General features: G+C 42.0%; 24 protein-coding genes. 18 read left to right on the top strand and 6 right to left on the bottom strand.

Annotation, left to right across the window (positions count from 1 at the left end; translation table 11 throughout):
* Position 1: 1 nt before the first annotated feature.
* Together PHC76_RS05090 and PHC76_RS05085 are read right to left on the bottom strand one after the other, a co-directional pair.
* Complete coding sequence (locus PHC76_RS05090; RefSeq protein WP_299970398.1) at positions 2 to 601, bottom strand: OmpA family protein; 600 nt, start codon at positions 599 to 601, stop codon at positions 2 to 4.
* A gap of 2 nt (positions 602 to 603) precedes the next feature.
* Positions 604 to 1,026, bottom strand: a complete 423-nt coding sequence (locus tag PHC76_RS05085; RefSeq protein ID WP_299970400.1) for a FecR domain-containing protein — start codon at positions 1,024 to 1,026, stop codon at positions 604 to 606.
* Between the two features lie 106 nt (positions 1,027 to 1,132).
* Between PHC76_RS05085 and PHC76_RS05080 the strand changes: the two genes are divergently transcribed.
* The 12 genes from PHC76_RS05080 (at position 1,133) to PHC76_RS05025 (ending at position 12,607) form a co-directional block, all read left to right on the top strand.
* A complete protein-coding gene (locus tag PHC76_RS05080; protein ID WP_299970403.1) occupies positions 1,133 to 1,795 on the top strand; it encodes a response regulator transcription factor in 663 nt (220 codons plus the stop codon).
* A complete protein-coding gene (locus PHC76_RS05075) occupies positions 1,792 to 3,084 on the top strand; it encodes an ArsS family sensor histidine kinase (protein ID WP_299970406.1) in 1,293 nt (430 codons plus the stop codon). Before PHC76_RS05080 ends, PHC76_RS05075 begins: the two co-directional genes overlap by 4 nt.
* 3 nt (positions 3,085 to 3,087) lie before the next feature.
* Entirely contained in the window at positions 3,088 to 3,855 is a 768-nt protein-coding gene (surE, locus tag PHC76_RS05070; RefSeq protein WP_299970408.1) for a 5'/3'-nucleotidase SurE, read from the top strand.
* Entirely contained in the window at positions 3,852 to 4,490 is a 639-nt protein-coding gene (locus tag PHC76_RS05065; RefSeq protein WP_299970604.1) for a tRNA threonylcarbamoyladenosine dehydratase, read from the top strand. The genes surE and PHC76_RS05065 overlap by 4 nt, the downstream gene beginning before the upstream one ends.
* A gap of 45 nt (positions 4,491 to 4,535) precedes the next feature.
* A complete protein-coding gene (gene greA / locus PHC76_RS05060; protein WP_299970411.1) occupies positions 4,536 to 5,033 on the top strand; it encodes a transcription elongation factor GreA in 498 nt (165 codons plus the stop codon).
* Entirely contained in the window at positions 5,020 to 6,033 is a 1,014-nt protein-coding gene (argC, locus tag PHC76_RS05055; RefSeq protein ID WP_299970414.1) for an N-acetyl-gamma-glutamyl-phosphate reductase, read from the top strand. The genes greA and argC overlap by 14 nt, the downstream gene beginning before the upstream one ends.
* The gene (locus PHC76_RS05050; protein WP_299970417.1) at positions 6,023 to 6,766 is read left to right on the top strand and encodes a UDP-2,3-diacylglucosamine hydrolase; all 744 of its coding nucleotides are present in this window, start codon (positions 6,023 to 6,025) and stop codon (positions 6,764 to 6,766) included. Before argC ends, PHC76_RS05050 begins: the two co-directional genes overlap by 11 nt.
* The gene (locus PHC76_RS05045; protein WP_299970420.1) at positions 6,763 to 7,701 is read left to right on the top strand and encodes a chemotaxis protein; all 939 of its coding nucleotides are present in this window, start codon (positions 6,763 to 6,765) and stop codon (positions 7,699 to 7,701) included. The genes PHC76_RS05050 and PHC76_RS05045 overlap by 4 nt, the downstream gene beginning before the upstream one ends.
* Before the next feature lie 9 nt (positions 7,702 to 7,710).
* Positions 7,711 to 10,158, top strand: coding sequence for a chemotaxis protein CheW (locus PHC76_RS05040; protein WP_299970423.1), 2,448 nt, complete (start codon positions 7,711 to 7,713; stop codon positions 10,156 to 10,158).
* A gap of 2 nt (positions 10,159 to 10,160) precedes the next feature.
* A complete protein-coding gene (locus PHC76_RS05035) occupies positions 10,161 to 10,655 on the top strand; it encodes a chemotaxis protein CheW (RefSeq protein WP_299970426.1) in 495 nt (164 codons plus the stop codon).
* A gap of 84 nt (positions 10,656 to 10,739) precedes the next feature.
* Positions 10,740 to 12,044, top strand: coding sequence for an aminopeptidase P N-terminal domain-containing protein (locus tag PHC76_RS05030; protein ID WP_300209839.1), 1,305 nt, complete (start codon positions 10,740 to 10,742; stop codon positions 12,042 to 12,044).
* A 53-nt stretch (positions 12,045 to 12,097) separates the two neighbouring features.
* Positions 12,098 to 12,607 (top strand): hypothetical protein, encoded by a 510-nt coding sequence (locus PHC76_RS05025; RefSeq protein WP_299970432.1) that lies wholly within the window; start codon positions 12,098 to 12,100, stop codon positions 12,605 to 12,607.
* A 45-nt stretch (positions 12,608 to 12,652) separates the two neighbouring features.
* Here the strand turns inward: PHC76_RS05025 and PHC76_RS05020 are convergent, their stop codons facing one another.
* Positions 12,653 to 12,943 carry a nucleotidyltransferase family protein gene (locus tag PHC76_RS05020; protein WP_299970435.1) on the bottom strand — a complete coding sequence of 97 codons (291 nt, stop codon included), beginning with the start codon at positions 12,941 to 12,943 and terminating at the stop codon, positions 12,653 to 12,655.
* A complete protein-coding gene (locus PHC76_RS05015) occupies positions 12,936 to 13,355 on the bottom strand; it encodes an HI0074 family nucleotidyltransferase substrate-binding subunit (protein ID WP_299970437.1) in 420 nt (139 codons plus the stop codon). Before PHC76_RS05015 ends, PHC76_RS05020 begins: the two co-directional genes overlap by 8 nt.
* A gap of 309 nt (positions 13,356 to 13,664) precedes the next feature.
* Between PHC76_RS05015 and PHC76_RS05010 the strand changes: the two genes are divergently transcribed.
* The gene (locus tag PHC76_RS05010; protein ID WP_299970440.1) at positions 13,665 to 13,895 is read left to right on the top strand and encodes a type II toxin-antitoxin system HicA family toxin; all 231 of its coding nucleotides are present in this window, start codon (positions 13,665 to 13,667) and stop codon (positions 13,893 to 13,895) included.
* Positions 13,892 to 14,248, top strand: a complete 357-nt coding sequence (locus PHC76_RS05005) for a type II toxin-antitoxin system HicB family antitoxin (RefSeq protein WP_299970443.1) — start codon at positions 13,892 to 13,894, stop codon at positions 14,246 to 14,248. The genes PHC76_RS05010 and PHC76_RS05005 overlap by 4 nt, the downstream gene beginning before the upstream one ends.
* An 11-nt stretch (positions 14,249 to 14,259) precedes the next feature.
* Here PHC76_RS05005 and PHC76_RS05000 read toward each other — a convergent pair whose 3' ends face one another.
* Positions 14,260 to 14,694 carry a hypothetical protein gene (locus tag PHC76_RS05000; RefSeq protein ID WP_299970446.1) on the bottom strand — a complete coding sequence of 145 codons (435 nt, stop codon included), beginning with the start codon at positions 14,692 to 14,694 and terminating at the stop codon, positions 14,260 to 14,262.
* Positions 14,694 to 15,173 (bottom strand): hypothetical protein, encoded by a 480-nt coding sequence (locus PHC76_RS04995; RefSeq protein WP_299970449.1) that lies wholly within the window; start codon positions 15,171 to 15,173, stop codon positions 14,694 to 14,696. Before PHC76_RS04995 ends, PHC76_RS05000 begins: the two co-directional genes overlap by 1 nt.
* Before the next feature lie 70 nt (positions 15,174 to 15,243).
* Here PHC76_RS04995 and PHC76_RS04990 point away from each other — a divergent pair, with 70 nt between their 5' ends.
* From PHC76_RS04990 to PHC76_RS04975, 4 genes are all read left to right on the top strand, one after another.
* Complete coding sequence (locus tag PHC76_RS04990; RefSeq protein WP_299970452.1) at positions 15,244 to 15,945, top strand: DUF445 domain-containing protein; 702 nt, start codon at positions 15,244 to 15,246, stop codon at positions 15,943 to 15,945.
* Positions 15,946 to 16,118: 173 nt separating this feature from the next.
* A complete protein-coding gene (locus tag PHC76_RS04985) occupies positions 16,119 to 18,698 on the top strand; it encodes an AAA family ATPase (protein ID WP_299970455.1) in 2,580 nt (859 codons plus the stop codon).
* A gap of 28 nt (positions 18,699 to 18,726) precedes the next feature.
* Positions 18,727 to 19,635, top strand: a complete 909-nt coding sequence (locus tag PHC76_RS04980; protein WP_299970458.1) for a phosphate/phosphite/phosphonate ABC transporter substrate-binding protein — start codon at positions 18,727 to 18,729, stop codon at positions 19,633 to 19,635.
* On the top strand, positions 19,632 to 22,256 hold the full coding sequence (locus PHC76_RS04975) for an EAL domain-containing protein (protein WP_299970460.1): 2,625 nt from the start codon (positions 19,632 to 19,634) through the stop codon (positions 22,254 to 22,256). The genes PHC76_RS04980 and PHC76_RS04975 overlap by 4 nt, the downstream gene beginning before the upstream one ends.
* The last annotated feature ends 1 nt before the right edge of the window (position 22,257 follow it).

Here is a 22,257-nt window from a genome sequence, read left to right as displayed (position 1 = left end):
ATTAGCGAACGATAACTTCTACTCGGCGATTTTGAGGTTCGGAAACCCCATCTTCTGTAGGAACAATAGGATCACTTTCACCATAAGAGGTAATGGTGCTTTTTTCCAATTTTACTTGACGAGACAAGAGGTACGTTTCTACTGATTTGGCACGCTCTAATGCCAAGAGATAGTTTTGTTGAGCCTCACCCTCACGGTCAGAATGACCGATAATATCGATAGAAGCAGGGGCGCGAGAAGCGATAATCTGAATCAACTCTTCTACTTGGTTTTTAGACGATTCAGTAAGATCGGCGGTTCCGGGTTCGAAATGAAACAGCATTGAGACCGGTGCTGTAGGTAAGCTTGTGAGTTGTTGTGCATATTTTTGCTCGATTTCTTCACGATTTCCCTCTTGAATAGGGGATGGTGCTTTATCGGCTGATTGTAAGGTAGTATAACTATAAGGTTTATCTACGGTGAGATTCCCCTCATTGGTAGAGACAACAACGGCATTGTGGGAGCTGTTGTTCTCTAATAAAATCAGAGTAGTTTTCGGTGAGTGTGAGAACATCGGAAAGGATAAAATAATAGCACTGCATAGTACAAAAAACGCTCCCATGATTATTCAGCCTCCACGATAAATTTGGTTCCACGAATACCGATAATCCCCTGAGGGACTTTAATTCCTACTTTTTCAGGGGCAAGTTTCCCGATTTTTCCCGATTCAAATACGAGTGACCCTTTTGGGAGACTCACATTAAATTTAAAATCTTGTTGCGCCGGAGCAAAGAGGAAATCATCGATTTTAAAATGGGTGTTAGCGCCAATGGAAATACGGGTTCCATCATCAAAAGAGAGACCTACAGTACTGTTTTTACCTGTAATGAGTTCATCTTTGCTAAAAAGCTCTTCCCCTTGTTGCAGAGGGTGAGTGAGATTATTCCGCATTACGGAAGCTTCACCGGAGATGCTTTTGATAAAGGCCACCGATTCGGCACCAAAAGCATAAAAGGTTAAGAGGAACATTAAAACTGCTGATTTCAAGATGATCGTCTCCTTTGTTAAATAATGAAAATATTTTATCACATAATTACTTAGAGAGTAAAAACCATTTGGAAACTATTAACCCTCCCTGCGTTACAATATCACCATGAGTAAAATATTAATGATTGAAGATGATCTCGAACTCGCCGAGATATTGAGCGAATTTTTAGAACAGTACGATTTTCAAGTGGTGACGGAAGATGATCCGTTTAAAGCCTTGAGCATCCTGAAATTGGAAAAATTTGATGTGGTCATATTGGATTTGACGTTACCGGGTATGGATGGGTTAGAGGTGTGTGAGGCGATACGGATGCGTCAAAACATCCCTATCATTATCTCTTCGGCACGCTCGGATGTAACCGATAAGATTAATGCGCTTGAATTAGGAGCGGATGATTATCTCCCAAAACCGTATGACCCCAGAGAGCTTGAAGCCCGTATCCATTCGGTATTGCGTCGATATGATGCAGTATCTCAAGCAGCGGCGGAGAACGAAAGTGATTTTCGACTGAATGAATCTGCCATGCAAATCAACTATAAAAACAGAGCGTTGGAGTTAACCAATGCAGAGTATGGGATTCTCGCCTACATGATTAAAAAACAAGGGATGGTGGTATCGCGCGAAGATTTGATTCACAATGTTTCTGCGATTAATGAAGACTCCTCCAACAAAAGTATCGATGTTATGATGGGGCGTATCCGTAACAAACTAGGGGATAAAGCATTGATCGAATCGATTCGCGGTATCGGCTACAAACTGCTCAAATGATTTTTAAACGCAATGCAGTTTTAGTTACTGTTCTTTTTGCTCTGAGCGTTACGGTTCTGAGCGTCAGTTATACGTTTTATCAGCTGTATGAAACCAATCGTACTAAACACATTGACAACCTTTTTACCAAATACTCTCTCATTTCTCAGATTTACAACAGTTTTTTGCTCAAACAAATATCACTTCCGATGTTGGAAGCCAATCTCGCAGTATATGACCTCTATGTTATCAATAACACTGCTGAATACGATGATATTACCTCTCAATCAACTGTTTTAAAAGAGGATGGGGAAAAAATATCACCTCATATTGCTTATGATGCCCCTTATAATGAATTTATTGTTAGTCAGATACATGCGCGGATGCTTCAAAATGATGGGAAAATTTATTTTTGGATTCAATCAAATCACCACTCTATGTTGCTTGAAGATCGCAAAGTAAGCGGATATTCCCCCTCAACATTGATATATGCTTACATCACGATTTTGATGATGCTTCTATTCTCATTCGCATTGATTATCTATAGACTTAATCCCCTTCGTCGTTTGCGTCGTCAAATTGCTCGTTTCGGAGAAGGAAATATGGCGGTACGATTTCGGACAAAGGGAGAAGATGAGATTGCATTGATTGCCAACGAAATGGAAACGGCTCAGGAGAAAATTCGTTCCCTTATCGAATCACGTACCCTTTTCTTGCGTAATATTATGCATGAACTAAAAACCCCTATTGCTAAAGGGAGAATTGCGGCAACGATGTTGGAAAATGAGAAACAGCAAAGCCGATTTGCCGGTATATTTGAACGGCTTGAGGGGCTGATTGTGGAATTTGCCCTCATCGAAGAGATTACTTCAGGTTCTCAGTATATTCAAAAAAAAGAGTATAGAGTGCTTGATTTGATTGATGGGGCAATCGATATGGCGATGGTTGATTATGATGCGGTTGATAACGCGGTAGTGGGGTCAATAAAACTGAATGTGGATTATCGTCTTTTTACTACAGCAATAAAAAATATGATTGATAATGCGATTAAATACTCTTCTTCGGGGAGTATGAAAATCCGTTTAGAGAATGAGAATATCGTTTTTATGAATGAAGGACGAGAGTTGCTTCAACCGCTAACGCACTATATTCAACCATTTACAAAAGATTCTCCGACACGAGACAGCTTTGGATTGGGGCTTTATATTGTTGACGCGATTTTGAATGAACATGATTTTGATTTGCTCTATGAACGGCGTGGAGAGATGAATTGTTTTATTTTTGCCCCGAAAAAATCGAAAAGGAGATAATAGATGAAAGAGATATTGATTACCAACGATGATGGGTATGAGTCAGAGGGGTTGCTAGCACTCATTGAAGCATTGGAAGGACTAGGGCATATCACGATAGTAGCCCCTTCTACGGAGAAATCAGCATGCGGACACTCTTTAACTCTTAATCGACCTTTGAGCTTTATCAGTGTTGGGGATGATTTTTACAAACTTGATGACGGTACGCCGAGCGATTGTGTTTACCTTGCACTCCATTCGATTTTTGAGGAGCGTAAGCCCGATTTGCTTATTAGCGGGATTAACAAAGGCTCTAACATGGGAGAAGATATTACCTACTCAGGGACAGCGGCGGCGGCGATGGAAGCGGTATTGCACGATGTTCCTGCTATCGCAATATCGCAAGTGATGGATTTTACCCAACCCGTCGGAGATTTTGCGTTGGCAAAAAATGCAATTCGCCATTTGGTACAAAAAGTTTTAGAGGGAGAGTTTCCTCTACGAGAGCGGGAATTTCTAAACGTTAATATCCCTTATGATACAGAAGAGCTAGAGTTCGCCGTCACCTATGCGGGGTATCGCTATTATGCCAATGATGCACACCTCCATCGAAACCCACGAGGGATGGAGTACTACTGGTTAGGGCTTCATCCTCTGGAGTTTAAACCTAGAGAGAATCGTAAAGCTTTGTGTGATTTTGAAGCGATTGAGGCAGGGAAAGTTTCATTGACTCCGATTAAACTCGATATGAGTGCCTATAAATCGATGGAACAATTACGGGAGTGGCTTTGAGAAACGTTCGGACAAAACTGGTTTTCGGCGAAGAGAACTTCGACAAACTTAGTAATGCTAAAATCCTTCTTCTCGGTGTCGGCGGAGTGGGGAGCTTTTGTTTAGACTGTCTTTATCGCTCCGGTGTGCGTGACATTACCATTATCGATTTTGACCGATACGATGTAAGCAACCAAAACCGCCAGATGCACTCAGAATCTCATGAGGGAGAACTCAAAGTCGAAGCGCTGAAAACACATTATCCCGAAGTGATAGCTATCAGCGATAAGATTACCCCCGAATGGGTCGAAGAGTTTGATTTTGAGCCATACGATCTGATCCTCGACGCTATCGATGATATGCGTGCCAAACTTGCACTCATTCAAAAATGTTATCCGAAACTCATCTCCTCCGTCGGTTCCGCCAAACGACTCGATCCGACGAAGATCGAAGTGCGCTCCATCTGGAAAACGGAGGGTGATCCGTTCGCCTCCAAAATTCGTAATGAACTTCGCAAGCGAAAATTCAAAGGCGATTTCATCTGTATCTGCTCCTCCGAACTCCCCCTTATCAAAGAAAAAGGGAGTTTTGTCGGAGTAACGGGTGCATTTGGTCTGGCGATGTGTTCGCTGGCATTACGACGGATTGGTAATTAGTCTTCCCTTTGGTATAATGCTTCATAATTATTTTTGGAGAATACAGTGGAGCAAAAAGAACCCATGACAAAATACGGGTTTCAGCGTTTATCAAACGAGCTGAATACCCTTAAAAATATCGATTTACCTGAGGTCAATGTAGAGATTGATCGTGCAAAAGAGTACGGTGATTTAAAAGAGAATTCCGAATACCATGCCGCACGTGAAAAACAGGCGTTTATCGGAACCCGTATTGCTGAACTTGGTGAGGTGATTTCCCGTGCTCAGATTGTCGATCCCAGTGAGCTAGAACATGCCCGTGTCAGTTTTGGCTCTACGGTAGTATTATCCGATTTGGATACCGATAATGAAGTGACGTATACTATCGTAGGCGGGTGCGAGAGCAACCCTGATCGCGGACTTATCTCCTTTAATTCTCCGTTAGCTAAACAGCTTTTGGGTCACGAGGAGGGGGATGAATTTAGTGCAAAACTCCCCGGTGGAGTTAAAAATTTTGAAGTGCTTGAAGTGAAATATCAGGAGATCGTTTTTGAATCCCATTAATGTCGGAATCATCGGTGTCAGCGGTTATACAGGCTTAGAGCTTGTAAAAATGTTGCTGGAACATCCGATTTTTAATCTCGTCTATTGTGCCAATACCGAAGGTGCGGCAACTTTGGCGGAACTTCACCCCTCACTTTTGGGTGTTACAGATTTGGGCGTCGAAAAAGTAAATATAGAACATGCCGCGCAATCGTGTGAGCTGATTTTTTTAGCACTTCCCCATAAAACGGCAATGCAAACGGCTAAAGGACTGTTGGAACGGGGGATAAAAGTGGTCGATCTCTCTGCCGATTATCGCCTTTCTGCTGAAAATTACGAAGCTTTTTATTGTGAACACGAAGATTTGGATAACCTCTCTCATGCTATCTATTCCATCCCTGAACTTCACGGGGACGTCGCTAAAGGTGCTCGACTTATCGCCAATCCGGGGTGTCATGTCACCGCATCGTTGTTGGCATTAGCACCGTTTTTAGATCATATCAATCTCTCACAGCCGATTTTTATTGACTCCAAAACGGGGGTATCAGGTGCGGGTAAATCACCGAGCCCGACAGTGCATTACGTGAGTGTCAATGATAATATCAACTGTTATAATATTATCAAACACCGCCATGCAACCGAAATCGAACAACATGCATCGGCTTTATGTTCTGATGAAGTAAAAGTTACGTTTATCCCTTCGCTCGTCCCGATGACACGGGGGATGCTTGCATGTGTTTATGCAACGTTAAAAGATGATTGTAATCCTGTGGATGTAATGGAGAAGTTTTATGCGAATAAACCTTTTGTTCGTCTACGCACTGCACCGCCCCATACGAAAATGACCTCAGGGACGAACTTCGCCGATGTATATGCCATTCGTCACGGTAATGCATTAGTCGCCATGTGCGCTATCGATAATCTAATGCGCGGCGCAAGCTCTCAAGCCCTCGTTAATGCCAATATTATGATGGGATTAGACGAGTCTCTCGGTATTCCGAAAATCTCTTATGTACCTTAATAGACTCCAAGAGGGGGCGATTTTAATCGCCGATTCTCATGCTGCTCCATGGAGAACCCAATTTATCGATTTTTTGCATGCGCTAGATCTTGGAGAGATACAAACCCCTCAGCTCATTTTGATGGGGGATAATTTTGATCTTCTTTTTGGCCCGATACCCTCAACGCACACACTGAATGAAGAGGGATTGAACCTCTTGAATCGACTTTCTCAAAAAATAGAGATTTGGTATTTTGAAGGTAATCATGATTTCAGGCTTACCTCTCTTTTCCCCCATATTCGTGTTATCCCGCTTAAACGACAACCTTTTTTTGTAGAGTTCCAAGGGAAACAAATAGCACTGCTGCACGGAGATATTATTGTCCCTTTGGGATATAGAATCTATACTGCATTAATCCGTAATAGTTCAATACTTGCCCTCTTAAATCTTATAGACACCCTCTTAGGTGGGGTGATTATCCATTGGCTTTGTGAGCAGATGCAACGAAAGCGTCATTGCAAAAAAATCGAAAATTTTGAACACATTGCACAACGATTCGAGGGTGAAATGTGGCTAGAAGAGTGCGATATGATTATCGAAGGTCACTACCATCAAAATCGTCAATTTCATTTTGAAAAATACAATTATATTAATTTGGGCGCTTTTGCTTGCAATGAAAGAATTTATGTTGTAAAATCTTCACAGAGCCAAATTAATTTGGAAGAAGTGATCTTTCAGAAGGAGCCCCGATGAAGGGACAAAAAGAGGTCTTAAAAGTTGGAACCAATGAGATGGAATTGGTTGATTTTCGGATTTTTAAGCAAGAAGGTGATGAAGTTTATGAGGGGATATACGGGATAAATGTCGCTAAAGTACGCGAAATTATCCGGCTCCCTATGCTTACTGAATTACCGGGAACTCCACCATTTATAGAGGGGATATTTGATCTTCGAGGGGTTGTTATCCCTGTTGTCAATCTCGCTAAGTGGATGGGCATCGAAGCCCCAGCAAACATTGAACAAAGTTCCCGTGTTATTATTACCGAATTTAATAATGTTTTGATTGGATTCGTCGTCCATGAAGCGAAACGTATTCGTCGTATTAACTGGAAAGATATTGAGCCAGCTTCGTTTGTTGATAGCAGTATTGATGGATCTAAGATTACTGGAGTAACTCGTATCGAAGATGAGAGTGTATTGCTTATTTTAGATTTGGAGAGCGTCGTTCAAGAACTGGGACTTTATCAACCTAATCAGGCGACAATGAATTCTCATCACCTTCACTTTGACGGTTATGTATTGCTTCTCGACGATAGTCATACCGCACGACGTATTATTAAAGATGCGTTCGAAAAAATGGGCTTTCATGTTATCGAGGGGAGTGATGGTGAGCAAGGGCTCAAAATATTGGAAGATCTCTATTTAGCACATGGTAACGATCTACCAAACAAACTTCGTTTAATTGCTTCGGATATTGAAATGCCGCGTATGGATGGATTCCATTTTGCGGCAAGGGTAAAAGATGATGCACGGTTTAAAATGATACCTATCGTCTTTAACTCCTCAATCAGCGATCACTTTAGTGAACTGCGCGGTAAAGAAGCAGGGGCAGAGGCCTATTTGGTCAAGTTCGATGAAAATATATTTTATGATGAAGTTGCACGTGTTGTGCAAGCACATATTCAGTAGGGGTGGAACATGGATGAATTTGAAGAAATATTACAGGACTTTTTGGTTGAATCATTTGAGTTGATCGAACAGCTTGACCAAGATTTGGTTGAGTTAGAGACACGTCCCGATGATTTGGATTTATTAAACCGCATCTTTCGGGTTGCTCATACGATCAAAGGGGCAAGCTCCTTTTTGAATTTTGATGTATTAACCCATTTGACACACCATATGGAAAATTTACTTAACATGGCGCGTCACGGTGATTTGGTCATTGATCCGAATGTTATGGATGTCATTTTAGAGTCAATCGATTTAATGAAAGCGTTGTTAGTCCGTATTCGAGATAGCAGTGAAGATTCCGGTCTTGATGTATCTGGATGTGTTGCACGATTGGATATTGTCGCTAACGGTGGAACGAATGTAGAAGAACCAGTAGCAGTTGACCATACTCCTGAACCTGTTGCTCCGGAACCTGAACCCGATTATTCTGATATGAGTGAAGCAGAGGTAGAAGCGGAAATAGAGCGTTTACTCGCTGAAAAACAAGCTGAAGCAAAAGCAAAACATGCTACTAGTACCCCTTCGGAAAAGCAAGAAGCTGAACCTGATTATTCAAATATGAGTGAAGAAGAGGTTGAAGCTGAGATTGAACGATTGTTAGCAAAAAAACAAGCAGAAGATTCGGCAAAACGTGCCTCTAAAAGTGAACACTCTCATGCAACACCTGAGCCTCAAGCGCCAGTGGTTAAAGCAGAAATTGCTCCTGTAGCCAAACCTGCAGCGGCGGCTGCACCTCGACGTGCTGAACCAAAAGAGGAGAGTGAAAACAAAGGTGGTTCAGGGGTTGAACAAACGATTCGGGTAGATGTTAAACGTCTGGATCATTTGATGAACTTAATCGGGGAACTTGTCCTTGGTAAAAACCGTCTGATTAAAATCAATGATGATGTTGAAGAGCGTTATGAGGGGGAAGCATTCCTCGAAGAACTCAACCAAGTCGTCTCGATAGTTTCGTTGGTTACGACCGATTTACAAATCGCCGTTATGAAAACCCGTATGCTTCCGATTGGAAAAGTATTTAATAAATTTCCTCGCATGATCCGTGACCTTTCTCGTGAGCTTAATAAAAAAATAGAGCTAGAAATCACCGGTGAAGATACTGAATTGGATAAATCGATTGTCGAAGAGATCGGTGATCCGTTGGTTCACATTATCCGTAACTCGTGTGATCATGGTATCGAAGTAAGTGATACTCGTATAGCAAACGGAAAACCGGAAGTAGGGACAATTCAGCTTAAAGCATATCATGAGGGGAACCATATCGTTATCCAAATCATTGATGACGGTAAAGGGCTCAATGCGGAAATGCTCAAACAAAAATCGGTTGAGAAAGGGATCATCACTGAAAAAGAGTCTGATACCATGTCTGAGAAAGAGGCATTCGGGCTTATTTTTCGTCCAGGCTTCTCAACTGCTGCGCAAGTGACCAGTGTTTCAGGTCGCGGTGTCGGTATGGACGTGGTAAAAACCAACATTGAAAAACTTAACGGTATGATCGATATTGACTCTGAAGTGGGTCAAGGGACGTCGATGAAACTCAAAATACCATTGACATTGGCGATTATTCAAGCGTTGCTTGTTGGTGTCCAAGAAGAGTATTATGCTATTCCTCTTGCGTCGGTTCTTGAGACAGTACGTATTAGCAAAGATGAGATTTATACAGTAGAAAATCGTTCCGTTATGCGTTTACGTGATGATGTCCTCTCTCTTGTACATATTGGTGATATCTTTGAAGTTGAACGTGTTTTTGACAGCAGTGAACATGCGTATGTTGTTGTTCTTGGACTGGCTGAGAGTAAAATCGGACTTATCGTTGATACGCTCATCGGTCAAGAAGAGATCGTTATTAAATCTCTTGGAGAATATCTCAAAGGTATCGAGGGGATTGCGGGTGCAACCATTCGTGGCGATGGTGGCGTAACCTTGATCGTTGATGTTGCGGCATTAATGCAAATGGCAAAATCGGTAAAATCAACAGTTGGATCTGAGAGTGGAGAAGCTAAAAAGTTAGGAGCTAAAAACAGTGCAAGCGATTATTGTGTCATGATTGTAGATGACTCCAAAACTGACCGAACGATTATGCGTAAATCACTTGAACCGATGGGAATTACCCTTGTTGAAGCTAATGACGGTATTGAAGCACTTAATATCCTCAAGCAGGGAGATCATTTCTTTGATGCTATGCTGATCGATATCGAAATGCCGCGTATGGATGGCTATACGTTAGCAGCAGAGATTAAAAAATACAACAAATATAAAAATCTCCCATTGATCGCTGTTACATCGCGCTCTGGAAAAGCAGACCGTATGCGTGGGGTAGAATCGGGAATGGTTGAGTATATTACCAAACCGTATTCACCTGATTATTTGATGAATGTTGTCAAACGCAATGTTAAATTCAATGAGGGGTTATAATTATGAGTGAAAAATTGCAACAAATTATCAGTAAACAAAATAAAGCCCTCTCCGGTGAGGATCAAAAAATCGATGAAGTGATTCAATTGGTCGGATTTATCGTAGGAGAAGAGGAATTCTCAATACCTATTTTAAGTATCCAAGAGATCATCAAGCCGATCGGTTGGACACGCGTACCGCAAACTCCAGCCTATATCTTGGGTGTTTTTAACCTGCGCGGTTCAGTTATACCGTTGATCGATTTACGTTCACGTTTTGGCTTAGAGACACAAAAACATACAGAAGAGACCCGTTTTATTGTGATGAAAAACGGCGATGATGTTGCAGGCTTCGTGATTGACCGCCTTACTGAAGCGATACGTATGCCAAAACGTGATATCGGACCGGCACCCGATACGATTAGTGAACAAGAGACGATGATTGATGGAGTCGGTAAACAAGCGGATCGTATCATTACTATTCTCAAAGTACATAAATTATTAGAGAGAAATTTCTAATATTTTGTCATCCTGAACTCGATTCAGGATCTAAGATTGCGGATCGAGTCCGCAATGACGCGTAAAATATGGCACAATATCGCCATGAATGAAACACACTTTTTAAACCGCCGCTCCAAACTCCTTGATATGATGGAGGAGGGCTTAGCGATTATCACCTCCGCACCACCTCAAACTCGTTCCAACGATACCGAGTACCCTTACCGTCAAAACAGCGATTTTTATTACCTTTGTGGGTTTAATGAAGACAACTCTGTTTTAGTATTGATTAAAACTCCCAATTCATCAAAAACGATTCTATTTGTCGAAGCTCATAATGCCGAGCACGCTCTTTGGAACGGTGCACGTATGGGTATCGATGGGGCACGCGAGAAATTTAGCGTCGATGAAGTACACGACATTGCTCAATTCGGTGGTATGATTAAAGAGCTTTTACATGAGCATATCAACCTCTACATCGATTTATACAGTGATTCATCGAGACTCTCTGAAGCCAAAACAGCGGCTCAGTCGCTTCACTCTACGCGTGGTGTTAAACGCCATATCCGCTCCATCCGTGATGTCACTTATCTCATCCGAACCTTACGACTTATAAAGTCATCTGAAGAGATAGAGTCGATAAAGAAAGCGATTGCTATTACCGCCGAGGCGCACCATAGTGCGATGGAAAAGTGCCGTGCAGGGATGAGAGAGTATCAGCTTCAAGCCGAAATGAACTATATTTTTTTAAACAACGGCGCGTCGAGTGAAGCCTATGGTGCGATAGTCGCAGGGGGGAATAATGCGAATACCCTCCATTACGTCGATAACCGTGATGAACTTCGCGACGGCGATTTAGTCCTCATCGATGCCGCGTGTGAATGGGAACTTTATGCGAGCGATATCACCCGCACCTTTCCGATTAACGGAAAATTTAGCGATGCCCAGCGAGAGGTGTACAATGCAGTCCTTGATGTTCAGCTCCGTGTCATCGAAGCGATACGAGTGGGTGTTAAACGCGATTGGCTACAAAACTATAGTGAAGAGTTACTGTGTGATGCCCTGATTGAACTGGGGATTTTGAGCGGTGAACGCAAAACGCTCATGGAAGCTAAAGAGCACAAAAAATACGCACCGCATGGAATAGGTCACTGGATGGGGTTGGATGTTCATGACCCATGTCCATATGTGGACGAAGAGGGTGAGTCGTTAGCGTTTATGGCGGGGATGGTGATGACGATTGAGCCGGGGCTCTATTTCCGCGTCGATGATGAGAGTGTACCTGAACGCTATCGCGGTATCGGTATCCGTATCGAGGATAATATCCTCGTTACCGAAGAGGGGTATGAGAACCTTTCGGTGATGATTGCTAAGAGTGTGGAGGAGATAGAGGGGATGTGTCGGCGTTGACCGTCATTTCCGCGAAGTGATAGTGAAGTCAAATCTTATACGAGGAAAGTAAAATGAATCATCTGATTGAGGCAGTGAAAAAATCTCTTGAAAATGAAAATTATATTTCAGCTTTATATTTATCTTTAACACTTCCAGATATTTGTGCACGGATAGATTCGGCTAATAATAAAACTTCTAAACAACAATATATAGATTGGTTTAATACCTATCTTGCAGAAACCTATAAACATAAAATAGGTAGTGAAAAAACAGAGCATGTTTTTTTAACAGGAGATGATTTATATGCATTGAGATGTGCAGTATTACATGAAGGAAGTTTAGATATAAGTACACAGTCTGCTCAAAAAGTACATAAAAATTTTTTCTTTACAATAGGACATCCTCATTTACGTCAAATCAATTCTGTTCTACAATTAGACTTACCAGCTTTTTGTCAAGAAATATGTACGGGTGTTTCTACATGGTTAGAAAGAAATAATAAAAATCTAAAAACAAAAGAGAAAATAAAAGAACTTGTATCTATTTTTGCTGAAGATACTTTTTCAACAAATAATCTTTAAATGATAAGAGAGCTGGATTCCCGACTTGATCGGGAATGACAAAAACTACAAAACCTCATACCCCTCTTCAATCACCCCTCTAAACTCCTCCGAAATAGCATTCCAGTCCAATACATCGACTCGTATCGGAAGAGTGGATTCTTGTAACGCCTCTTTTAGACGGCTCATCGTTCGTCGATCAATCGGTGAGCTACATTTAAGGGCGATGTCGATGTCGGAGTAAGGTTTTGCCGTTCCGTGAATACGTGATCCGAATACACGGATTTCGCATTCGCTAAGATGCTCGGTAATGAGTTGTTTTAAAAGGGCGAGATTATCAGGTGAGAGATCAATCATTGCGCGATTGGATGGTATCAAAAAGAGATTTTACTTCGATTAAAAATGGTTTGGCATCGGTAAACACTTCGTTCGCGGTTGCTTGGTCGTAAGTGTGCGAAGTTTCGTTGCGGGAAGAGTGAAATCCCATCCATAGCTCGACATCGCAAATCAGACGATTTTCCGCGGCAACACGAAATAGCTCACGGCGCGTTACCCCGTCTACATAGGTACTTCCCACATGATTTTCGATCCACCGTTTCATCATTTTCCATGATTGCTCATAGCACACTTCGAAATTTTGGATTACCCCTGCGCGGATACTTTCACGTATGTCATTGGATAGGGCGAGGGTCGAAGCATCTTCATCCGCTTGGAGTGATCTCTCCAGTGCTTCGATTGCTTTTAAAAAATTGGTGAGGACAAGTGCCATCGGTTTCCTTGAAAATATACTGGAGTGATTTTAGGGTGAAGAGCCTTAATTATAACTATAACTCCATCCGATCAATCCATCTTTCACCTCTTTAAACCCTTCTGCGTCCCCTAGAAAATCGATAATATGCATTGTTGTCCATGGGATGGTATTGGCTTCGACTTCATCGAGGAGGTGACGGGTAGGCGTCTCATGAGGTATAATGGTGAAGGTAACACGGACGAGGTCACTGAGGATGTAACGGGTTTGTGATTTCTAATATCTGTTTAATATTTCATTGTGTAAGATTGTGTAATTAAAGGTGGCATAATGAGTAAAAAAGACAAACTAATCAAAGCCATGAAAAATAATCCAAAAAATATCCTTTTTGAGGATATTAAAAAACTTTTGGAAGATTATGGATATGTTTGTCACAACAGCGGTGGAAGTCACTTTGTTTTTCGTAAAGAGAATACGACAACTATTGTAATACCGTATCATAAGCCTATCAAAGCTATTTATGTCAAACACGTATTAGAAATTTTGGGAGAAACCAAATGAAAAATCTAGAGTATTATATGAATCTTGATTATGAGATTGTTATCAAAAAAGTGAGTCTCGAAGATGGTGATGGATGGTTTGCCTATTATAAAGATTTTAAAGGGGTGATGGGTGATGGAGAGAGTGCGATAGAGGCGATAGAGTCAGCTCAGAGCGCTTTTTCGGCTTTTGTAGAAGTCTCTCTTACTCAGGGAGATAGTATACCCGAACCACATACTAATGAAAAAAGTTTACGAATCAATATCTCGATGCCTGAGAATTTGGTGAAAAAAATCGACAGCTATATCGAGCCGTTGCATTTAAGTCGTTCAGCTTTTTTACAAAAAGCAGCGATGAGAGAGATAGGGATTTAAATTTCCCTAACCTAATTATAACTATAACTCCACCCGTTTAATCCGTCTTTCGCCTCTTTAAACCCTTCTGCATCCCCTAGAAAATCGATAATATGCATGGTGACCCATGGGATGGTATTGGCTTCGGCTTCATCGAGGAGGTGACGGGGCATAGGGGTCTCTTGTGGCGTAATGGCAAAGGCAACACGGACGAGATCACTGAGGACATAACGGGTTTTGGAAATACCAAGTTGTGAGCAAAATTTGTCAAGAATTTGAGGTTTAATCTCATCGGGGATAGGATTAGAAGTGTTTAAAAAGATACTAAAATGGAGTGGCAACTCTGGTGGTGCCATCATCGATGGGGCAGCCATGAGGATATAGTCAACATTGGCTAAATGCTCTTCAATCTCGTTGCGAGAGAGATAGGTGGTGATGTTGAGAGGTTTGGCTTCGAACGGCTCCATTAGCGACCTCCTGTGAGAATTTTTTCGATTAATGCAGTGATTCCGATATGGAGATTATAGTTTGTAATCGGAAAATCTTGCCACTCATCTTCGAGATTAACGCTGTAACTACTGAGATATTTTCCGAGTATTTCGAGTTCTATTGGGGTGTAGTCGGTTTGGGTAATTTTAGTTCGCACCAATTGAGTAGCTTCATTGCTTTTAGCGAGGGTAAAGGCAAGTGTTTTGAGACTCATCAAATCGCACCAGCGTAAAAAGAGGGGTGTTGTTAGGGTATTGTGAGGATTTCCCTCAGGATCAAAGAGTAAATTTTGGTCTCGTAGGGGGATAAGTACACTTAAAATCGCTTCGACATAGGGGAGTGTTTTTTGTTTCCACATAGGAACTTCATCGCTTCGCTCCAATGCTATTGAAACCGCTGAGAGAATAGCGGACGATTCACCTGATGCAAGCAGTGTTTCCATAGAGTGTAAAACCATCTAATGCTCCTTTTTTGGGTGTAACTTTAACCTTTTTTGTATAATACAGGTATTAACTCAAGGAGATTGTATGTTTGATAAAGGATGGATGACAAATTTTGTTTCATTAGGCTTAGTCGGACTATCTTATACTGTGGAAGGGATGATGGGTACGGCATTGCGAAGTGCGGGATTGTTTGCACTCTCGGGGGCGGTGACCAACCAGCTCGCAATCCATATGCTTTTCGAAAAAGTTCCCTATCTTTACGGTTCGGGGATTATCATCGATCGGTTCGAATCGATACGTGAAGCACTGAAAAAATTGATTATGGAGCAGTTTTTTACCCCTGAAAAAATCGAAAACTTTGTACTCTCTCAAGAACGCACCATCGATTTGAGCCCGATAATTGAGCAAACCGATTTTACCCCTGCCTACAATGCCTTGCTAAAAAGTGTTATGGAGTCAAGTTTGGGAGGTATGCTCGGTATGTTTGGCGGAGAAGCGATTATCGGTAAACTCAAAGAGCCGTTTTTGGAAAAAATCAAAGCCTCCACAATAGAGATTTCTCAGAGCGAATCGTTTATGAATGCGCTCAATACCCATCTGCACCAAGGGGGAACGCATTTGAGTGAATCGATTGAAGGGATTGTCGAAGCACGTCTGGCAGAGCTTACTCCGATAATGATAAAAGAGATGCTGCATACGTTAATGAAAGAGCATTTGGGATGGCTTGTGGTTTGGGGCGGTGTGTTTGGAGGGGTGATTGGGTTAATATCTGTATTTTTAATTTAGTTTCCGTCATTCCCGCGAAGGCGGGAATCCAGCTTTTGGGATGGATCCCCGGGTCATACCCTATAGGGCACGTGAGCCCGAGGATGACAAACTTCTAAATAAAATTATTTAAAAGACTTGACAACAAGTGACTCAAAGTATTATAATTCGAATAACTCAACTAGGAGAATTTTATGGCATCTAATATTTTTGAAAAACTTACTCACCAAATGACCGAGATGATCGAATCCTCGATTTCTTTAGCACTACACAACAAAAACAGCGAAGTTGAACCAATCCATTTTTTATGGGCATTGCTCGCCAACAGCAACTCCCCGTTAAATCAAATGCTCAACAAGATGAGTATTGATAAAATAGCGATTGAACTCGATGTCAAAAGTGTAGCCTCTAAACTTCCAAGTGTCTCATCGGTAACCAAGGAAAGTATTCGACTCTCCCGTAATTTTGCCCATTCACTCGAAGTAAGTTCTGGGGAGATGGCAAAAAGCGGTGACAGCTTTTTAGCGATTGATACCTATATCATTGCGAATCTTCAAAATGATCCGTTTAAAGCGATTTTAGGAAAATATGTCGATTTGCGAGAATTGGCTAAAACGTTCGAAGCGTCTCGTGCAGGACAAAAGATCGAAAGTCAAACAGCAGATGAAAATCTCGAATCACTTGCTAAATACGGGATTGATTTAACCAAAGAAGCTGCAGAGGGGAAACTCTCTCCGGTAATTGGTCGAGATGAAGAGATCGGTCGTATGATGCAGATTTTGATTCGTAAAACAAAAAACAATCCAATCCTCCTCGGTGAACCGGGAGTCGGTAAAACGGCATTGGTCGAGGGGCTGGCACAGCGTATCTATAACAAAGAAGTGCCTTTAAGTCTTCAAAACAAGCGGGTAATTACACTGGATATGAGTGCACTGATTGCGGGTGCAAAATATCGCGGTGAGTTTGAAGATCGTCTCAAGGCGGTGATCGATGAGGTAAAGAAATCGGCTAATATTATTCTCTTTATCGATGAGATTCATACTATCGTTGGGGCAGGTGCATCAGAGGGGTCGATGGATGCGGCGAATATCCTCAAACCCGCACTGGCTCGGGGAGAGTTACACACCATCGGGGCGACGACGCTCAAAGAGTATCGTAAGTATTTCGAAAAAGATGCGGCACTCCAACGACGTTTTCAACCAGTCAATGTGGATGAGCCGAGTGTTAATCAAACTTTACAAATTTTACGTGGACTTAAAGAGCGTCTCGAAGCGCATCACAGTATTAATATTGCCGATTCGGCATTAGTAGCGGCGGCAAAACTCTCTGACCGTTATATTAATGATCGATTTTTGCCGGATAAAGCAATCGATTTGATTGACGAAGCGGCGGCAGAGTTGCGTATGCAAATCGAATCAGAACCGAATGCATTGGCGAGTGTGAAGCGTACATTAACTAATTTAGAAGTCGAAAAAGAGGCTCTTAAAATGGAATCATCGGTGGCGAATACTAAACGGCTCGAAGAGATTGCACGTGAGTTAGCCGATGCGGGAGAAGAGCGACGAAGTTTAGAATCGCAGTTCGCTCATGAAAAAGAGGTGTTTGAACGGGTAGCGAAAATCAAAGCCGAAATCGAAGCCAAACGCCGTGAAGCGGAAGGCGCGAAACAAGCGGCCGATTTTAACAAAGCGGCAGAGATTGAATACGGTCAAATCCCGAAACTTTTCGAGGAAGAAAAAGCACTCCAAGAGAAATGGAAAGGGATGGTTGCAGAGGGGACACTGCTAAAAAACAGTGTCGATGAAGCCTCTATCGCAGGAATCGTGAGCCGTTGGACAAAAATTCCGGTAAACAAAATGCTCCAAGGCGAAAAAGAGAAAATCCTTCATATCGAAGAGGAACTCAACCGTGATGTTGTTGGGCAAGTAGAAGCGACCCATGCCGTAGCCCGTGCGATTAAACGAAACAAAGCAGGACTCTCCGATAAGAGCCGTCCTATCGGATCATTCTTGTTCCTTGGACCTACGGGAGTCGGGAAAACGCAGACAGCGAAAACACTCGCTAAATTTCTCTTTGACAGTAGCGAGTCCATGATCCGTATCGATATGTCGGAGTACATGGAGAAACATGCCGTATCACGACTCGTCGGTGCCCCTCCTGGGTACGTCGGGTTTGATGATGGGGGACAACTCACCGAAGCGGTGCGCCGTAAGCCTTATAGCGTTATCTTGTTCGATGAGGTCGAAAAAGCGCACCCCGATGTGTTCAATGTCCTCTTACAAGTGCTCGATGATGGACGTTTGACTGATAACAAAGGGGTGGTGGTCGATTTTACCAATACCATCATCATTTTGACCTCGAATATCGCAAGTGATAAGATCATGGCGCATCACGGTGATGAGGGATTGCAAGCTATGGTGCTTGGTGCATTAAAACAGCACTTTAAACCCGAATTTTTAAACCGTTTGGATGATGTAGTGGTCTTTAATCCGCTGGGTGAAGCGCAGATTCTCAGTATTGTCGATCTCTTCTTTAGAGACATTGCGGCAAAAGTGGAAGAGCGTGACATTACCCTCACCCTCACTGACAGTGCGAAACGCTATATCGCGAGCGCGGGATTCGATCCGGTATACGGCGCACGTCCTCTTAAACGGGCACTTTATGAGATCGTTGAAGATCGTTTAGCGGACTTGATCCTCGGCGGAGAGGTCGATGAAGGATCTAAAGTGATATTTGATGCCGTTGGAGATGAGATTACCGTTCAAGTAGGGTGATTACTCTTTTATTTGATACAATATCTAAATGAAATACGGTATTGTAAAATTAATCTTTTTTCTTTTTCCAATGTTTTTCATTTTTTCCGGCTGTATGCTGGAAGATCATGAAGCAAACGAATATAAACCCACAACTATGCCGACACAAAAATATGAGCTAATTGTAGGTATTCATCCCTACCTTAATACACAAAAAACATTTTTGGCGTATGAACCTATTATCCGTTATTTAGAAAAAAATATCCCCTTAGCCCATTTTACGTTGGAAACTTCGCTCGATTATGGTGATTATGAGCGAAAACTCTATGCAGGACATTTTGATCTTGCCCTTCCTAATCCTCTTCAAACCCTAGAATCAACAAAGCATGGATATCGTATCGTAGCCAAAATGAAACCTGATAGTGTGTTTAGAGGTGTGATTGTTTCGCGCAAAGAGAATCATATCCATTCTGTTGAACAACTTCGACATAAACCAATCAGTTTTCCTGCTTCGACCGCATTGGCTGCTACCTTGATGCCGAAAATGTTTTTATACGAAAAAGGGCTCAATGTGGACAAAGATGCAATGCCACGTTATGTCGGATCCCAATACTCATCGATTATGAATGCCTACAGTAAAGACACCATTGCCGCGGCAACGTGGCCAACACCATGGATTACTTGGCAAAAAGAGAATCCCCAAAAAGCCCAAGAGATGGAGTTAATCTGGGAGACTCCGTCGCTTGTTAACAACGGATTCGTTATCCGCTCCAATATCGATCACAATCTTTCCGAAAAAATTGTGACATTGTTGTGCGCATTAGACACATCTGCTGAGGGGAAAAAGCTTTTGAAGGATGCAGGATTCGATGGGTTTGAAAAAGCATCGGCTAAAACCTATATTCCGGTTGAAGCATTTTTAAAACAATATGACCGTACATTAGGGTTACCGAAATGAAACTCTTTAGAACTCTTTTTAGTTCACTGAAATGGCAGCTTTTTGTCGGGGTAATCGCTTTACATGCGCTATTAATGGGGATATTTATTTACGATATTGTCCATAGAGAACATCAATTTATACACAAAGAGATGCTGGTCAAATCTAGCGGGTTAAGTAAGCTCATCGCATCGAATTCGGCGTTAGGGATTTTAAATAATGATATTGTCGCGCTCAGTGAACTGGTCAATCAGATGAAAGAGGTGCCAGATATCGAAACCGTTTTTATTATGGATCATAATTTCATCATTCGCGCTTCCAACGACTCATCCTATTTTAATCGTATGGCAATGGATAGCTGGAGTCAGAAAATCCAAAAAGAGCTTACTTCGACTCAAAAAGATGGGATTCAACAAGAGCATGATGGGGTAATCGATACGTGCGTTCCTATCCGTATCGAAAAAAGAACCGTCGGATATGTCCGTATGATCTCCTCCGCCGATACTATCGATCTTCAGATTGCGTCGCTTCGAAATAAAGGACTTTTGTACCTTGTTTTAGCTATTTCCAGCGGTGCTTTGATTGCATGGTTGATTGTTCGCAATTTGACGGGACGTTTAACTCTTCTCTCGGAGGCTGCTTCACAAGTGGCACGACAAAATTACGATATAACTCTTCCCCCTTTTAGCGGTAAGGATGAACTATCTCAGATGGGGCGTGCCTTTAGCCTGATGATAGATTCGATACACAAACAGGTGAATGAACTTGAAGCGATGCTTTTTCAGGTTAAAGCATCTGAGGTATTGGAACGTAAACGGTTTGAACAAAGTGAACGGTACCAAAATGCGCTCTTTCAATGGTCTAAAATTGAATATGGCAATCCTGAAATCGCTATTCGAAATGCTATGGAAATTTCAGCACACACCCTAAAAATTGAGCGTGTGAGTCTATGGCTTTTAAACAGTGAAAATTCGGCTCTGGTCTGTCATGATCTCTACACCGCTTCAAACGGACACCATGAAAGCGGTATGTTTTTATACCGAAGTGATTATCCCCACTACTTCGAGTCGATTGATAAAGGGGGGATTATTGCTGCGGATGATGCGCAGAATGATCCACAAACAGCTGAATTCTCAGAAGGATATCTCAAACCCATTATGATTTTTTCTATGTTGGATATGCCCATAACGGTCGATGGCAAGGTGATAGGGGTCATTTGTCATGAACATATCAGCTCGATACGCCACTGGGCACCGGAGGAGAAAGAATTTACAATCACGATATCCAATGCGTTAGCTCTCACGTTTGAAATCGATAAGCGGAAAAAAGTTGAACATACGTTAGACTATAAAGCCCACCATGATGAATTAACACATCTATCCAATCGGACACTTTTTTTAGATCGATTGGAACATTCGATAAATAAAGCGAAACGACAGAAAAAAATGCTTGCAGTGCTTTTCATCGATTTGGATCGTTTTAAAGAGATCAATGATTCGCTGGGTCATGCGATGGGAGATGCCGTTTTGATAGAGGTTGCGGATCGTCTCCGAGAACATCTACGTGATATCGATACCATTGCCCGTTTGGGAGGGGATGAGTTTACATTGATTGTGGAAGATGTTGATGATATCCAAAAAGTGAATACGATTGCATTAAAACTCCTCTCAACGCTGCAAGAACCAATGTATATTCAAGAACATCAACTTTACGTAACAATCAGTATCGGTATCAGTCTTTACCCATTGGATGGAGATAACCCCCAAAGTCTTTTGCGAAATGCCGATTCGGCGATGTACAAGGCAAAAGAGGAAGGGCGCAACAGTTATCAGTACTATACGACAGAGTTGACTCAGCGTGCTTTTGAGAGAGTCTCTTTAGAATCGAGTTTACGTCGTGCGATTGCAAATCGTGAGTTTGTTGTTTATTATCAAGCACAAACGAACGGATCAACGGATCAACTGATCGGTATGGAAGCATTGGTGCGATGGGAACATCCTGAAATGGGTCTCGTTTCACCTGCTAATTTTATCCCCTTAGCGGAAGAGACAGGGTTGGTTTTGGCAATTGATACGTTTGTGATGGAAGAGGCGATGAAACAAATATCGCAGTGGTATAGCGAGGGGCTAAATCCAGGAGTATTATCTTTAAATCTAGCAATGAAGCAATTATGGCAAGAAAATTTTGCGCAAACACTTCAAGGGATGTTGGAAAAGAGCGGATGTAGAGCAGAGTGGATTGAGCTAGAGGTGACCGAAGGTGAAATGATGAAAAATCCTGAAAAAGCGATTGGTATTCTAAAACAACTCCATGATTTAGGGATTACACTGGCAATTGATGATTTTGGAACAGGATATTCATCTCTCTCCTATCTTAAACGTCTCCCACTGGATATTTTGAAAATAGATCAATCTTTCATCCGTGGTCTCCCTGATAATAATGAGGACATTGCCATCGTACGCTCGATTATCGCATTAGTAAAGAGTATGGGGATGCGTGTCATCGCTGAGGGCGTTGAAACACTGGAGCAAAAAGAGTTTTTAGTTGAAAATGGATGTCTGAATATTCAGGGCTATTTTTATGCCCGCCCGATCAGTGCAACAGATATGGAGAATCGCCTCCGTAACTCATTAGTCAATTAGT

It is taken from the genome of Sulfuricurvum sp., assembly GCF_028710345.1.
Taxonomy (GTDB): Bacteria; Campylobacterota; Campylobacteria; order Campylobacterales; family Sulfurimonadaceae; genus Sulfuricurvum.
This window is presented reverse-complemented; position numbering and strand designations above follow the sequence as displayed.